This is a genomic window from Microbacterium jejuense, from assembly GCF_039544225.1.
Lineage (GTDB): Bacteria > Actinomycetota > Actinomycetes > Actinomycetales > Microbacteriaceae > Microbacterium > Microbacterium jejuense.
This window is the reverse complement of the sequence record NZ_BAABLG010000001.1, coordinates 135,867-149,647: the sequence shown is the minus strand read 5'-3', so window position 1 is coordinate 149,647 and position 13,781 is coordinate 135,867. Positions and strand designations below refer to the sequence as shown.

The 13,781-nt window shown below is 71.4% G+C and carries 14 protein-coding genes; 8 read left to right on the top strand and 6 right to left on the bottom strand.

Annotated features, from left to right (window positions below; translation table 11 throughout):
- Nucleotides 1-88: 88 nt before the first annotated feature.
- Nucleotides 89-2,716 carry an ExeM/NucH family extracellular endonuclease gene (locus tag ABEA46_RS00695; RefSeq protein WP_345542392.1) on the bottom strand — a complete coding sequence of 876 codons (2,628 nt, stop codon included), beginning with the start codon at nucleotides 2,714-2,716 and terminating at the stop codon, nucleotides 89-91.
- Between the two features lie 166 nt (nucleotides 2,717-2,882).
- Between ABEA46_RS00695 and ABEA46_RS00690 the strand changes: the two genes are divergently transcribed.
- Entirely contained in the window at nucleotides 2,883-3,389 is a 507-nt protein-coding gene (locus tag ABEA46_RS00690; protein ID WP_345542391.1) for a low molecular weight protein-tyrosine-phosphatase, read from the top strand.
- Between the two features lie 44 nt (nucleotides 3,390-3,433).
- A complete protein-coding gene (gene purB / locus ABEA46_RS00685; RefSeq protein ID WP_345542390.1) occupies nucleotides 3,434-4,816 on the top strand; it encodes an adenylosuccinate lyase in 1,383 nt (460 codons plus the stop codon).
- Between the two features lie 99 nt (nucleotides 4,817-4,915).
- Here purB and ABEA46_RS00680 read toward each other — a convergent pair whose 3' ends face one another.
- The 3 genes from ABEA46_RS00680 to ABEA46_RS00670 all read right to left on the bottom strand — a co-directional run bounded on the left by ABEA46_RS00680 (nucleotide 4,916) and on the right by ABEA46_RS00670 (nucleotide 7,479).
- A complete protein-coding gene (locus tag ABEA46_RS00680; RefSeq protein WP_345542389.1) occupies nucleotides 4,916-5,263 on the bottom strand; it encodes an amino acid transporter in 348 nt (115 codons plus the stop codon).
- A complete protein-coding gene (locus tag ABEA46_RS00675; RefSeq protein ID WP_345542388.1) occupies nucleotides 5,260-5,985 on the bottom strand; it encodes an acyl-CoA synthetase in 726 nt (241 codons plus the stop codon). The genes ABEA46_RS00680 and ABEA46_RS00675 overlap by 4 nt, the downstream gene beginning before the upstream one ends.
- A 102-nt stretch (nucleotides 5,986-6,087) precedes the next feature.
- On the bottom strand, nucleotides 6,088-7,479 hold the full coding sequence (locus tag ABEA46_RS00670) for a pyridoxal phosphate-dependent decarboxylase family protein (RefSeq protein ID WP_345542387.1): 1,392 nt from the start codon (nucleotides 7,477-7,479) through the stop codon (nucleotides 6,088-6,090).
- A 167-nt stretch (nucleotides 7,480-7,646) separates the two neighbouring features.
- Here ABEA46_RS00670 and adhP point away from each other — a divergent pair, with 167 nt between their 5' ends.
- Together adhP and ABEA46_RS00660 are read left to right on the top strand one after the other, a co-directional pair.
- Complete coding sequence (adhP, locus tag ABEA46_RS00665) at nucleotides 7,647-8,714, top strand: alcohol dehydrogenase AdhP (RefSeq protein ID WP_345542386.1); 1,068 nt, start codon at nucleotides 7,647-7,649, stop codon at nucleotides 8,712-8,714.
- A 114-nt stretch (nucleotides 8,715-8,828) separates the two neighbouring features.
- A complete protein-coding gene (locus ABEA46_RS00660; RefSeq protein ID WP_345542385.1) occupies nucleotides 8,829-9,266 on the top strand; it encodes a hypothetical protein in 438 nt (145 codons plus the stop codon).
- Between the two features lie 10 nt (nucleotides 9,267-9,276).
- Here the strand turns inward: ABEA46_RS00660 and ABEA46_RS00655 are convergent, their stop codons facing one another.
- Complete coding sequence (locus tag ABEA46_RS00655; RefSeq protein WP_345542384.1) at nucleotides 9,277-10,071, bottom strand: alpha/beta fold hydrolase; 795 nt, start codon at nucleotides 10,069-10,071, stop codon at nucleotides 9,277-9,279.
- Between the two features lie 233 nt (nucleotides 10,072-10,304).
- Here ABEA46_RS00655 and ABEA46_RS00650 point away from each other — a divergent pair, with 233 nt between their 5' ends.
- Nucleotides 10,305-10,484 (top strand): CsbD family protein, encoded by a 180-nt coding sequence (locus ABEA46_RS00650; protein WP_345542383.1) that lies wholly within the window; start codon nucleotides 10,305-10,307, stop codon nucleotides 10,482-10,484.
- Nucleotides 10,485-10,540: 56 nt separating this feature from the next.
- Here ABEA46_RS00650 and ABEA46_RS00645 read toward each other — a convergent pair whose 3' ends face one another.
- Complete coding sequence (locus tag ABEA46_RS00645) at nucleotides 10,541-11,371, bottom strand: MerR family transcriptional regulator (protein ID WP_345542382.1); 831 nt, start codon at nucleotides 11,369-11,371, stop codon at nucleotides 10,541-10,543.
- A gap of 29 nt (nucleotides 11,372-11,400) precedes the next feature.
- On the opposite strand from ABEA46_RS00645, the gene ABEA46_RS00640 reads away from it, so the two are divergent.
- From ABEA46_RS00640 to ABEA46_RS00630, 3 genes are all read left to right on the top strand, one after another.
- Complete coding sequence (locus ABEA46_RS00640; protein WP_345542381.1) at nucleotides 11,401-12,213, top strand: shikimate 5-dehydrogenase; 813 nt, start codon at nucleotides 11,401-11,403, stop codon at nucleotides 12,211-12,213.
- A 6-nt stretch (nucleotides 12,214-12,219) separates the two neighbouring features.
- Nucleotides 12,220-12,696 carry an ATP-dependent endonuclease gene (locus tag ABEA46_RS00635; RefSeq protein WP_345542380.1) on the top strand — a complete coding sequence of 159 codons (477 nt, stop codon included), beginning with the start codon at nucleotides 12,220-12,222 and terminating at the stop codon, nucleotides 12,694-12,696.
- 64 nt (nucleotides 12,697-12,760) lie between these two features.
- Nucleotides 12,761-13,774, top strand: coding sequence for an acetylxylan esterase (locus ABEA46_RS00630; protein WP_345542379.1), 1,014 nt, complete (start codon nucleotides 12,761-12,763; stop codon nucleotides 13,772-13,774).
- Nucleotides 13,775-13,781: the final 7 nt, after the last annotated feature.

Below are 13,781 nucleotides of genomic sequence, written 5' to 3'. Positions count from 1 at the left end.
GATGTGGAGGAGGCGCCGCACCCGGGCAGGGTGCGGCGCCTCGCCGTCGCGGCACCGGACCGGGCGCGCACGGCGCCCGGTCCGTTGCTCACAGGGCCTTCTGGCCCTTCTTGCCGACGACCACCGTGACCGTGTCGGTCGCGGTGTTGCCGGCCGTGTCGGTCGCGGTCCACGTGAAGCGGTACACCGCCCCGTTGACAGCCTTGACCGACACGGTGCGCTCGCCGGTCTGCGTCCACGAGCCTCCACCGGACACCTCGACGTCGGTGAGTGCGACAGTGACGTCACCGGCGCTCTCGTCGGCGGCATCCACCGTGAACGTCACCGGCACCGCCTTGTTGTTCGGCGGCATGATGACCGACCGATCGGCCGTCACCTCGATCGTCGGCGGCGTGACGTCGGGCTGCGTGAGGTTCAGGCCCACGATCACCGGGTCGTGGTCGCTCGAGCGGTACGGGTCGGGCGCGTAGAGCGCGTCCTGCGCCGGCAGCTTGAACGACATGTCGTAGTCGATGAGGCTCGGCTCATCGGCGTTGATGTGCCACGCCGCCGCGCTGGTCACGTCCGCGGCGAGCGCCGGCTGCGCGAGGGCGTAGTCGAGGTAGCCCGACTGACCGTCGAACACGTACGAGTATGCGTGCTCGCCGCCGAACTGCTTCTCCAGATCGGTGAAGCCGCCGTCCAGGAACTCGCCGATCGAGTCCTCGTGGTCGTACGAGTTGAGGTCGCCGATCACGATGGCACGCCCGTCGGGCGCCACCGTCTCGTTCAGCCAGGTGGTGAGCGCCTTCGCGGCCGCGGTGCGCGTCGCGCTGCAGTTGCCCTGACCGTCGCCGAGGTCAGGGCTCTCGCTGCACGCCGAGCCCTTCGACTTCAGGTGGTTCACCGACACGACGAACTCCTCGCCCGTCTCAGTGGACGCGAACCGCTGGGTCAGGCCCGGACGGTTCCGGTTGTCGAGCCAGGCCGGGTCGACGGCGCTCGTCATGAGCTGGAAGTCGCCCACCGGAGTGACCGCGGCCGGCTTGTAGATGATCGCCGTCGCGATCGCGTCGGTGCCGATGACGCCGGTGACCAGCGCCTGGTAGGTGCCGGGTCCGACCTTCGTGTTCAGTGCGTTCGTCAGCTTCTGCACCGCCGTGCCGTTGTTCTCGATCTCGAGCAGTCCGAACACGTCGGCGTCGATCACGGCGAGGGCGGACACGATCTTGTCCTCCTGGCGCTTCTGCTCCTCGGCGGTGTCGGCGCCGCGGAAGTAGCTGTCGTCGCCCGATTCCTCGGGCGTCGGGTCGAGCTGCTCGAAGTAGTTCAGCACGTTGAAGCTCGAGATCCGCAGGTCGCCGCCGACCTCGGGCAGTTCGGGCCGCGGGTTCGCGACGGTGAACTGCGCGCCCTGCGTCGGCTGCACGTTCCAGCCGAAGCGGTAGTCCAGGATGCCGGTCGCATTCTGCACGTGGTCACCGGTGCGGAACGTGTGGTCGAGCGTGAAGACCTGCCCGTCCGGGTGGTATGCCGGGTCGGGGTTCTGGGTGCTGCGGCCGTCGTCGAGGATGATGCTGCCTGCGACGTTCGCCGCCAGGAGCGCGTTCGCGGCATCGCCGGGCTCGACCACGGCGGTCGGCGTGTCCTGGCGTCCGTCGGTGAGGGTGATCGTGCCGAAGCGGCCGAAGTCGAAGGTCTCGCCGATGGTCAGCTGCTGCGGCAGGGTCACGTACATGCCCTCGAGGGCCTCGCGCTGGGCCTCGGATGCCGGCAGGGTGACGGTCGTCGGCTCGGGGAGGGTGGCGCCGCCGAAGCAGATCTCCACGTCGGCCGCGTCGATCTCGGTGAGGCCGCTGAACTCCTTGGCGGTTCCGGCGACGCTCACCGCCTGGCCGATCTGGACGTCGATGCCGCCGGGCTCGTAGACGAAGATGCCGTCTGACGTCGCCGGATCGCCGTCACCGGCATCCTGCACGTAGAAGCCGTCGAAGCCGCCCTGCTGGAAATCGCCCACGACGACGCCCGCGATGAGCACCTTCTGGCCGGGGATCGGCGTGGCGGCGCCGGAGCCCTGCACCGACCCGATCGTCACGGGGGTGGCCGAGCAGTCGGCCACCGGGTCGGGGTCGGGGTCGACCCAGCGCGTGCCGAGGCCGTCGAAGGTGTCCTGGGGGAAGCCCGCCCACTCTGCCGACGGGTCGAACGCGTTCGATCCGTCGGGGTCGCCGACGACCACCGAAGGCAGGCGGCGCAGCGTGTGGTTGACCGTGCTGGTGTCGCCGGTTCCCCAGGCCGTGCCGGGGTCGACGCCGATCTGCCCGAAGACGTCGACGATCGTCGAGCCCTTCACCAGCGCGATGGCGTCGTTGCCGTTGAACAGCCCCGCGCCCGACGTCTGATCCGCCTGGGACAGGATCGCCGCGTTCGCGGCGGAGTGCGCGAAGACGAAGACATCGCCCGGCGCCACCGTGCCGGCGAGGGTGAACGTGAGGCTCGCCGTCGCGCTTCCGTTCGTGTACTGCTGAAGCTTGTAACCCGCGGCGGCGAGGTCGACCGCCTGCGTCGACGGGTTGTAGATCTCGATCGCCTTGTTGTTGGACGATCCTTCGATGTACTCGCTGATGAGCAGGTCGCCGGATGCCGCGGCCGCGGGCGCGGTGACGGCGACGGCGGCGGCGGCGCCGAGTGCGAGGGCCGCCAAGGCGGCGACGAGTCTGCGGGGCGAATGGGACACAGGACCTCCACGTGACATCCGGCGGTCGGTGGACCGCGCGTGCGAAAACGGGCAGGCCGGTCGCCTCCCCGTGAGTCACAAGCTAGGGGAGCGGCATCCGCTCTCGAAAGACCCCGGAAGGAGAACTCCTTAACGTTCGGTGTCCGGGCGGTCCAGAATGGGACGCATGACCGCCGGCGACGTGGCACCCTTCCGCGTCGTGTTCGTGTGCACCGGGAACATCTGCCGGTCCCCCATGGCCGACGTCGTGTTCCGGGGATTCGCGGATGCCGCCGGCCTCGGTCCGCGCGTCGCGTCCACGAGTGCGGGCACAGGCGACTGGCACGTGGGCGAGCAGGCCGACCAGCGGACGATCGACGCGCTCGCGCGCGCCGGGTACGACGGCTCGCACCACCGCGCCCGCCAGTTCACGCACTCCGATTTCGCGCGCAGCGACCTGGTCGTGGCGCTCGACCGCAGCCACGAGCGCATCCTGCGCGGGTGGGCCCGCAACGAGGCCGATTCCGACAAGATCGCGCTGCTGATGTCGTTCGATTCTTCGGCGCACACCCTGGACGTCCCCGATCCGTACTATGCCGGCCCCGGAATGTTCGACGAGGTGCTCGGTATGATCGAAAGCGCGAGCCGGGCGCTCTTCCGGCAACTCGAACCCGCGATCCGCCCGGTGTCCTGACCCGGGGATCGAACGACGTCTTCGACGACACGACGGGAGCCACCGTGACCTCTCTTCCTCCGCAGCCCCTCAGCCCCCTCGACGGCCGGTACCGCGCCGCCGTCGGCGAGCTCGGCGAGTACCTGTCCGAGGCGGGTCTGAACCGCGCGCGCGTCGAGGTCGAGGTGGAGTGGCTCATCGCCCTCACCGACCGCTCGCTGTTCGGCACCTCGCCGCTGGCGGACGACGACAAGACGAAGCTGCGCGCCCTCTACCGCGAGTTCGGCCAGGCCGAGATCGACTGGCTGGCCGAGAAGGAGTCGGTGACCCGCCACGACGTCAAGGCCGTCGAGTACCTCGTGCGCGACCGCCTGTCGGCGCTCGGGCTCGACGCCGTCGCCGAGCTCACGCACTTCGCGTGCACGAGCGAAGACATCAACTCGACCTCGTACGCCCTCACCGTGCAGCGCGCGGTCGAGCGCGTGTGGCTGCCGAAGCTGCGCACCGTCATCGCGACGCTGTCGGCGCTCGCGGTCCAGCACCGCGGCGCCGCGATGCTGTCGCGTACGCACGGCCAGCCGGCCACTCCCTCGACGATGGGCAAGGAGCTCGCGGTCTTCGCCTGGCGTCTCGAGCGCGTCGCCGCGCAGATCGACGGCGGCGAGTACCTCGCGAAGTTCTCGGGCGCCACCGGCACCTGGTCGGCGCACCTGTCGGCCGCCCCCGACGTGGACTGGCCCGAGCTGTCGCGCTCGTTCATCGAGGGCCTCGGGCTCGACTTCAACATCCTCACCACCCAGATCGAGTCGCACGACTGGCAGGTCGAGCTGTACGACCGCGTGCGGCACGCCGGCGGCATCCTGCACAACCTCGCGACCGACATCTGGACCTACATCTCGATCGGCTACTTCACGCAGATCCCGGTCGCGGGCGCGACGGGCTCGTCGACGATGCCGCACAAGATCAACCCGATCCGCTTCGAGAACGCCGAGGCGAACCTCGAGATCGCCGGCGGCCTGCTGGCGACGCTGTCGCAGACGCTCGTCACGAGCCGCCTGCAGCGCGACCTCACCGACTCCACGACGCAGCGCAACATCGGCGTCGCGTTCGGGCATTCGCTGCTCGCGCTCGACAACCTGCAGCGCGGGCTCGGCGAGATCTCACTGGCCGAGGGCGTGCTGCTGGCCGACCTCGACGCGAACTGGGAGGTGCTCGCCGAGGCCATCCAGACCGTCGTGCGCGCCGAGATCGCCGCCGGCCGCTCGCAGATCAGCGACCCCTACGCGCTGCTGAAGGACCTCACCCGCGGCCGCCGCGTGGGGGCCGCCGAGCTGGCCGAGTTCGTGCGCGGCCTCGACATCGGCGACGACGCGAAGGCGCGCCTGCTGGCGCTCACCCCGGCGACCTACGACGGCCTGGCCTCGCAGTTGGTCGACGAACTGGGCTGATCCGGCCCCGCTCGTCGAGCGAGCGAAGCGAGACGAAACGCCTCGGACCTTGCGCAAGGTCCGGGGCGTTTCGCCTCCGGGCGCCGGAGCGCCCTCCGCTCACCGAGCGGAGTCGTCGGGGGAGGCCGCGGCGTCGGGCTTGTCGCCGGCCGCAGGCTTGTCGGACTCGTCCGGCAGCAGCACGGGCTTGTCGATCTGCTTGGTGATCTGCGCCGGGTCGACCGCGAGCAGCAGCAGCGACACGATCAGCAGCACGGCGATGAAGCTCACGCCGGCGATCACGAGCGCGGCGATGACGGCGTGCGACGCCTGGTCGGCGGACCGCTGCTGGAAGAAGCCCATCGAGACGAGCGTCACGATGCCGGCGAACAGGGCGGCGCCGAACGCCATCCCGAGCAGCTGCAGAGGCTTGAGGAGGTCGCGACGGGTGGGGCTTTCGTGGCTCACGCGGAGTCCTTCCGATCAGCCGGCTCGACGGAGGCGGGTTCTTCCGTCGCGAGGGCGTCCGCTGCGGACGCCGCGGGTCGCGGCGAGAAGCCGGCGATGCCGAGGTAGACGGCGACGATCGCGGCGTAGCCGCCGAACAGCCCGACGCCGATGGTGATGCCCGTGAGGGTGCCGGTGACACCGGCCTCGTCGAGGCGATAGGTCAGCGAGTAGGCCGGCTGCACGCACAGCAGCGCGATGCCCAGCAGGATCGACACCGCGCCGACGACGATCGCGTCGCGGCTCTCGGAGCGGGGGCCGGCAGGCACGACCGGGCGGGCATCGGCGACGCCGGGCGCGATCTCGCGACGCTCGGTGCGGGCCTTGAGCCCGCGCCAGCCGGCGACGAGCTCGATGATGCCGCTCACCAGCGCCCACGCGATCACGGTGACGAAGAAGCCCGTGACGGTGCGGAGCGGGAACAGCCCGGTCGCCATGCCGGCGACGATCGTGACGACGCCGAGCGCGATCGAGGGCCAGCGGCGGCCGGCCGGGTACACGAGCCAGGCGGCGAGCAGAAGCACGAACGCCGTCGCGATCGCGAAGCCGCTGAAGACGGCGCTGCCGACGGCCGCGGAGTGATCGGACGAGAACGTGATCATGAGCGCGGCGATCGCCGCGAAGGCGGCGCGTGCGAGCTGCACATGGCGCACGGCGAACGTGCGGGATTCGGCTGTGGTCACGGTGATCCTGCGGAGCGGCGGGTTCTCAGGAGAGAGAACGGATGCCTCCAGTCTACGTGGGCCGAAGCTCGGAGCTCCCCGTGCCCCCGGCCGCGGCCTCCGTCACTGCAAGGTGTCGAGGATCGCCGTCAGCAGCTCGAAGGTCGTGAGGGGCGAGATGATGGCGAAGCGCAGCACCGGCTCGCCGCGGTGGGAGCTCGGCACGACGAAGCCCTGCTGCTCGTCGAGGAGCTTCGCCGACCAGGCCTCGTAGTCGGCCAGGCTCCAGCCGTCGCGGCGGAAGACGACCACCGACAGCTGCGGCTCGCGCACCAGCGACAGGCCGTCGCGCGCCGAGATCTCGTCCGCGATGCGGCGGGCGAGGTCGATGCCGTGCGCGATCGTGGCGCGATACTGCTCGGTGCCGTGGGTCGCGAGCGAGAACCACAGCGGCAGCCCCCGCGCGCGGCGGGTGAGCTGGATCGCGAGATCGGACGGGTTCCAGTCCGGCGTGCCGGTGAGGGTGTCGAGGTACTCGGCCTTCTGCGTGTGCGCGCCGAGCGCGAGGGCGGGCTCGCGGTAGAGCAGGGCGCATGCGTCGAAAGGCGCGAACAGCCACTTGTGCGGGTCGACGATGAGCGAGTCGGCGAGTCCGACACCCGCGAACGCCGGCCGGGCCTCGGGCACGAGCATCGCGGCGAGGCCGTAGGCGCCGTCGACGTGGAACCACACGCCCCGCTCGCGGGCGGCCGCGCCGACGCCGGCGATGTCGTCGACGATGCCGAAGTTGGTGGTCCCGGCCGTCGCGACGACCGCGAACACCGCGTCGCCGTGCTCGTCGAGCACGCGGGCGACCGCGTCGCCCCGCAGGCGCCCGTCGGCGTCGACCTCGGCCGTGGCGACGTCGATGTCCATGACGGCCGCGGCCGATGCGATCGACGAGTGCGCCTCGGCGCTGCACACCACGACCCAGCGGGCGGGCGCGGCGCGGCCGGCTTCGGCGGCACGGCGACGGGCGTCGTCACGCGCGGTCACGAGCGCCGACAGGTTGCCGATCGTGCCGCCCTGGACGAACACGCCGCCCGCGGCGGCCGGCATCCCGAACTCCTTCGCGAGCCAGTGCAGCACCTCGTTCTCGGCGAAGACGGCGCCGGCGCCCTCCATCCACGAGCCGCCGTAGACGGCGGAGGCCGACACGACCACGTCGAACGCGAGCGACGCCTTGCTCGGCGCCGACGGGATGAACGACAGGTACCCCGGGTGGTCGGTCGAGATGCACGCGGGAGCCAGGACGTTCTCGAACAGCGCGATCGCGCGGCGTGCGCCGATGCCGTCGGCGGTGATCGAGCCCGAGGCGAGGCGCTCCAGCTCGCGCGGCGTCATCGGCTTGTCGAGCGGGACGTCGCGATACAGCGCCCGGCGCCGCGCGTAGTCGAGCACGTCGTCGACGGCGCGGGCGGTGTCGGGCGAGATCGCGTGCATGTGGTCGGGCGTGGTCACGGCGGTTCCTTCCATCGGCGAGGCAAGGCTATGCGGACGCCGCCCCGCCTTTCAATCGTCCGTCGGGCGAGCACGGAAGAGGGATGCCGCGACCCGGGGCCGACGGGCCTTCACCCCGCGACAGCCCGCGCGTAACGTGAGTCGCAGAGGACGGCGAACGCCCGCCCGGGAAGTGATTTCCGATGACGAACCTGACCGACTCGCCCGATGACCGCTCCGCCGTCCCGACCGGGACGATGCGCGCCGCCGTGGTCGTCGCCCCCGACAAGCCCCTCGAACTGCAGGACGTGCCGATCCCGTCGCCCGGACGCGGCCAGGCGCTCGTGAAGGTGCTGACCTCGGGGGTCTGCCACACCGACCTGCATGCGGCGCGCGGCGACTGGCCCGTGCCGCCGAAGCAGAACCTGATCCCCGGGCACGAGGGCTATGGCCGGGTCGTCGCGCTCGGCGAAGGCGTCACGACGCTCGCGGTGGGCGACCTCGTCGGCAACGCGTGGCTGTGGAGCGCGTGCGGGGTGTGCGAGTTCTGCCGCACCGGATGGGAGACGCTGTGCCCCGAGCAGCAGAACGGCGGCTACTCGGTCGACGGCAGCTTCGGCGAGTACATGCTGGTCGACGAGCGGTTCGCGGCCCGCATCCCGGCAGGGGCGGACCCGGTCGAGGTCGCCCCGATCCTGTGCGCCGGCGTCACCGTGTACAAGGGCCTCAAGATGACCGAGGCGCGGCCGGGCGAATGGGTCGTGATCTCGGGCATCGGCGGGCTCGGGCACGTCGCCGTGCAGTACGCGCGGGCGATGGGCCTGCGCGTGGCGGCCGTCGACATCGACGATGAGAAGCTGGAACTCGCCCGCAGGCACGGCGCCGAGGTGACGGTCAACGCCCTCACCGAGGATCCCGCGGCGGCGGTGCAGGAGCAGACCGGCGGCGCCCACGGCGTGCTGGTGACCGCCGTGCACCCGAAGGCGTTCGGGCAGGCGGTGGGCGTCGCGCGGCGCGGTGCCACAGTGGTGTTCGTCGGGCTGCCCCCGGGGGACTTCCCGGCCGAGATCTTCGACATCGTGCTGCGGGCGATCACGATCCGCGGGTCGATCGTCGGCACGCGGCAGGACATGATCGAGGCGCTCGACCTGTACGCCCGCGGCCTCATCCACCCCACGGTGAGCGTCGAGCCCCTCGACGACATCAACGACATCTTCGAGCGGATGGAACAGGGCAAGATCGACGGCCGCATCGTGATGCAGTACGAATGACCCGCCTTTGCACGCGGTGCGCATCGGGCAGGAATGGAGAAGCGACCGGATGCCGCGGCCCGTAGCGTGAGGGTCATCAGGCGCACAGCGCCCCGAGCGTGAAGGAAGTGGATCATGGCCGCGAAGGCATCCGAGACCCTGTCTGACATCGAGCGCGAGGCCGTCAAGCAGCGCGCGAAGGAGCTGCGGGAGCAGGCGAAGGCGGGCAAGAACCGCGAAGCCGGCCTGAAGCAGATCCAGGAGGCGATCGACAAGCTCGACGGGCTCGACAAGCAGATCGCCGAGGCGTTCCGCGAACTCGTCATCGACGTCGCACCCGACCTCATGCCGCGCACGTTCTACGGCTTCGTGGCGTTCGCGAACGCCGAGGGCAAGGTCGTGGTGTTCTACCAGCCGGCGAGCAAGTTCAAGACCCGCTACGGGACGATCAGCTTCGACGACCCGGCGCACCTCGACGACGGCGAGGTCTGGCCGGTGAGCTACGCCGTCCTCGCGTGGAACGCCGACATCGAGAAGAAGTTCCGCGCACTGGTGAAGACCGCGGCCTCCTGAGCAGCATCCCTCAGGCGAAGAACTCCAGGGCGGCCTCGCGGAACACCCGCGACCCGGGCGCATTGAAGTGATGCCGCCCCGGGATCTCGAGGAACGTGCCGTTCGGAGCGGTCGCGGCAAGGGCCCGCGACCGCTCCAGGATCGCGTCCTCGCTGCCGGTGGCGAACAGCACCGGCTGCACCGGGGGCCGCTCGGGATCCGGGTCGGCGTCGCCGAACCGCATCCCCTCGGCGAGCCCGATGAGCGCGCGCAGGTCGTTGTCGTGCACCCGCTCGGCCAGGCGCACGTAGTTCTGCGTGACCATGTCCTCGACCGGGGTGCCGTCCTCGGCATAGGCGCGGGCCTGCTCGATGCGCAGCCGCCCGAGCGGGCGGCCGTCCGGGATGCCGCCGAGCACGGCGCGTCCGACATGCTCCGGCGCGTCGACCGCCAGCTGCCAGCCCACGCGCGCGCCGAGCGAGTAGCCGAGGTAGCGCACATCGTCGACGAGGTACGTGTCGAGCACCGCCATCAGATCGCCCACGAACGCGGCCATCGAGTAGGCCTCGGCCTCGTGCGGCTTGTCGCTCGCGCCGTGCCCCCGCTGGTCGACGCCGATCACACGGTAGCCGGCCGCCGTGAGGGCGCGCACCCATCCGGTGTCGACCCAGTTGTCGCGGCAGCTGGAGGCGAAGCCGTGCACGCACAGCACCGTGTCGGCATCGGGCTCGCCCCACGAGTAGGTGGCGATCTGGTAGCCCTCCGCCGACATGATGTAGCTCGGGTGGGGCATCTCGGTGCGCAGGATCGGCGCGACGGCATCCATACCGCCATTCTGCTCCCGCCGCCCAGGCGGGCGGCCGGTGCCCGCGCCGGGGCGGCTCAGGGAGATGCTCGCCGAGCGCTGAGCCGGGCAGGATACACAGCCCCCTGCCTCCTGGCAACCCTCCTGAACCTGCAGCCGATCGTGCCTAACGTCGGCGCAGCGACCCCCGACCGGGCCACCCGCCCCCTCGCCGGATCGCCGTATCGAGTCCGCCACACGAAGGGAGATCCGCCATGGGTCTGGACGACGACATCAAGCACAACGCCGAAGACATGAAAGGCAAGGTCAAGGAGAAGGTCGGCGACGCGACCGACAACGAGCGCCTGCAGGCCGAGGGCATGGCCGACCAGGCCAGCGCCAAGGTCAAGAAGGCCGGCGACGACGTCAAGGACGCCCTCACCGACGACCGATGACCCCCACCCAAAGGGCGCCCGGGATCAGCGAGGATCCCGGGCGCCCTCGCCGCGCGTCAGGCGACGGGCTGCTGCAGTTCGGTGACCCAGGTCGACTGCGGGCCGTCGGCCTGCAGGTAGACCTCGCGGCACGGTCCCGAGAACTCGCCGCCGTCGGCGACGACGGCCTGCATGAACGAGCCCCACGCGGCACCGATGCCGCTCATCTCGCCGTGATAGGTGGTGACGGCGGCGCGCTCCACCGCGGGCAGCTCCACGACCTGCCACGCATCGTTCTCGACGGGATCGCCGTCGGCGATCCACGAGACCCACACGCGCAGGTCGTCGGTGTCGTCGATCGGCTCGTACCAGAAGACGCCGGGCTCGCGGTAGGCGACGCCCGACGCCTCGAGGGCCTCGTGCAGTCCCGGCAGCACCTGGTCGACGGCGCCGGACACGTTGTCGCTGCCGGCGGCGACGGCCGACACGGCGTAGACCGTGACGGGTTCGATACGGCGGTATTCGAGGGTGGTCATCTCAGTTTCTCCTTCGAGGTGGCGGAGCTGTTCGTCCAGACGCGCGAGGCGTGCGGTGTCGGCGGCGACACTGGCGACGAGGTCGACCCGGCGACGCTCCAGCACGCGCCGGAGCGCGGCCGTCTCGTCGTCGGCGTGCAGCACGTCCAGTGCGTCGTCGAGCGGGCAGCCGAGGTCGCGCAGCTGCGCGATCCGCAGCAGCGGCGCCAGCTGCTGCGGGGTGTAGCGGCGGTAGCCGGTGCGCTCGTCGACGTCGGCGGGCACGAGCAGGCCGATGGCGTCGTAGTGCCGCAGCATCCGCACGCTGACGCGTCCGAGGGCGGCGAACTGTCCGATCGTGTACATGGTGAAGACCACGATCGACGATGACACAGTGTGAGGGTCAAGGGAACAATGGCCCTGTGCCGATCCTCAACAAAGACATGGTGCTGTGCATCTCGCTGGCCGCCCGCCCGTCGAACATCGGGACGCGGTTCCACAACTTCCTCTACGACGAGCTCGGGCTGAACTTCATCTACAAGGCGTTCACGACCGACGACATCGTGGCAGCGATCGGCGGCGTGCGCGCGCTCGGCATCCGCGGCTGCTCGGTGTCGATGCCGTTCAAAGAGGCGGTGATCCCGCTCGTCGATGAGATCGAGCCCTCGGCGGCCGCCATCGAGTCCGTCAACACGATCGTGAACGACGGCGGCCGGTTGACGGCATCCAACACCGACTACGAGGCGGTCGCCGCCCTGCTCGACTCGCACGCCGTCGACCCGTCGCTGCCGGTGCTGGTGCGGGGCGCGGGCGGCATGGCGAAGGCGGTCGTGGCCGCCTTCCGCCGCGCCGGATTCGACGACCTCACGGTCTGGGCGCGCAACGCCGAGGCGGGCGAGGCCCTCGCGTCGAGGTACGGCTACCGCAGCGTCACTGCCGACCCCGCACCCGGTCACGCGGTGATCGTCAACGTGACCCCGCTCGGCATGACGGGGGCGGATGCCGGCACCCTCTCGTTCTCGCGCGCCCACGTCGACGCCGCCCAGGTGGTGTTCGACGTCGTCGCCTACCCGGCCGAGACCCCGCTCATCCGGGCGGCACGGGACGCCGGCATCCCGGTCATCACGGGCGCCGAGGTGATCGCGCTGCAGGCCGCGCGGCAGTTCGAGCGCTACACGGGCGTCACGCCGACGCCCGACCAGATCGCGCGCGCGTCCGCCTTCTCGCGGGAGTGACGGGCCGTGACCGTCGTGCTCGTCGAGGGTGAGAGCGACCGCGTCGCACTCGAGACCCTCGCCGGGCGGATGGGGATCGGGATGCCGGTGATCAGGGTCGTCGGCGGCTCGAAGGGCGCCCGTGGCGCGGCGGCGGAACTCGCGGGCGAGGTGCTCGTCGGCCTCGTCGACGCGGGCGAGCGCATGGACTTCGAGCGGGTGCTCGACACGGTCTTCGTGTGCGATCCCGACCTGGAGGGCGAGTTCGTGCGCGCGCTCGGCGTCGACGGCGTCGAGGCCGTCATCGCCGAACAGGGCGAGCTCGAGTCGTTCCGGAGCCTCCAGCAGCAGGTGTTCCAGCGCGGACGCCCGCCCGAGACGCAGCTGGCCCGGTTCTTCGGCGGACGCAGCGGCAACAAGGCGCGCTATGCACGGCTCCTGGCCGAGGCCGTGCCGCTCGACCGGGTTCCGCCGCCCCTGGCCGCGCTGCTCGCAGCGCTCTAGCGGATCGCACCGGCGCGCGAGGGGTGCCAGAGTCGAAGGCGAGCACGCCCAGCGAGAGGACGCCGTGATCGCCCCGCCGTACGACGAATGGTTCCCGGACGCCGCCATCGACGGCACATACGGATACGACCTCGCGGGACTTCGCGCGGTCGCCCCGGTGCCCGCACCGCCCGGCTTCGCCGACGCGTGGCGGCGCTGGCGTCGCGAGAGCGCGGCGGTCGCTGCCGAGCCCGTGCTCACGCCGCTCGGGCGCCGCGGCGCACACGACGTGTTCGAAGTCGCTTTCGGCACCGCGGACGGCCCGCGGCTGCGCGGCTGGTTCGGGATGCCGGCGGCCTCCGCCGCGCGCGTGGGCGTGATCCACAGCCACGGCTACGGCGGCCGGGACGCCCCCGACTTCTCGCGGGTGCCTGCCGACGCCGCCGTGATCTTCCCCGTCGCGCGCGGGCTGGGCGCGCTGAACTCCGGAGTGGGGGCGCCGTCGACGTCCGAGCGCCACGTGCTGCACGGCATCGACGACCCCGAGACGTACGCCCTCGGCCGCTGCGCCGTCGACCTGTGGACCGCCGGCGACGTGCTCGTCGAGCTCGCCGGCGACCTGCCGCTGTACTTCGTGGGCGAGAGCTTCGGCGGCGGCATCGGCGCTCTCGCGCTGCCGTGGGACGACCGCCTCGTCGGTGCGACGCTGGTCGTGCCGAGCTTCGGGCAGTACGACATCCGGCTGCAGGTGCCGTGCCTGGGCAGCGGCGAGCACGTGCGCCGCCACGTCGCGGAGCACGCCGAGGCGCGCGACGTGCTCCGGCTGTTCGACGCGTCGACGGCGGCGAGCTTCGCGCGCGTGCCCGTCCGCGTCGAGGCGGCGCTGTGGGACGCGAGCGTGCCGGCGCCCGGCCAGTTCGCGGTGGCCAACGCTGTCGCGCAGGCGGAGGCGGAGGGCACCGGCGCGCGACTCGAGCTCGAGGTGCTGCCCGCCGGCCACGCGGAGTATCCCGGGATGCTGCGCGTGGTGGCCGCAGCAGCCAGGGCGACGCGGTCCCACATCGCGGCCAGCCTCGACGCGGGCGCCGCCCGGGCCTGACAGACTG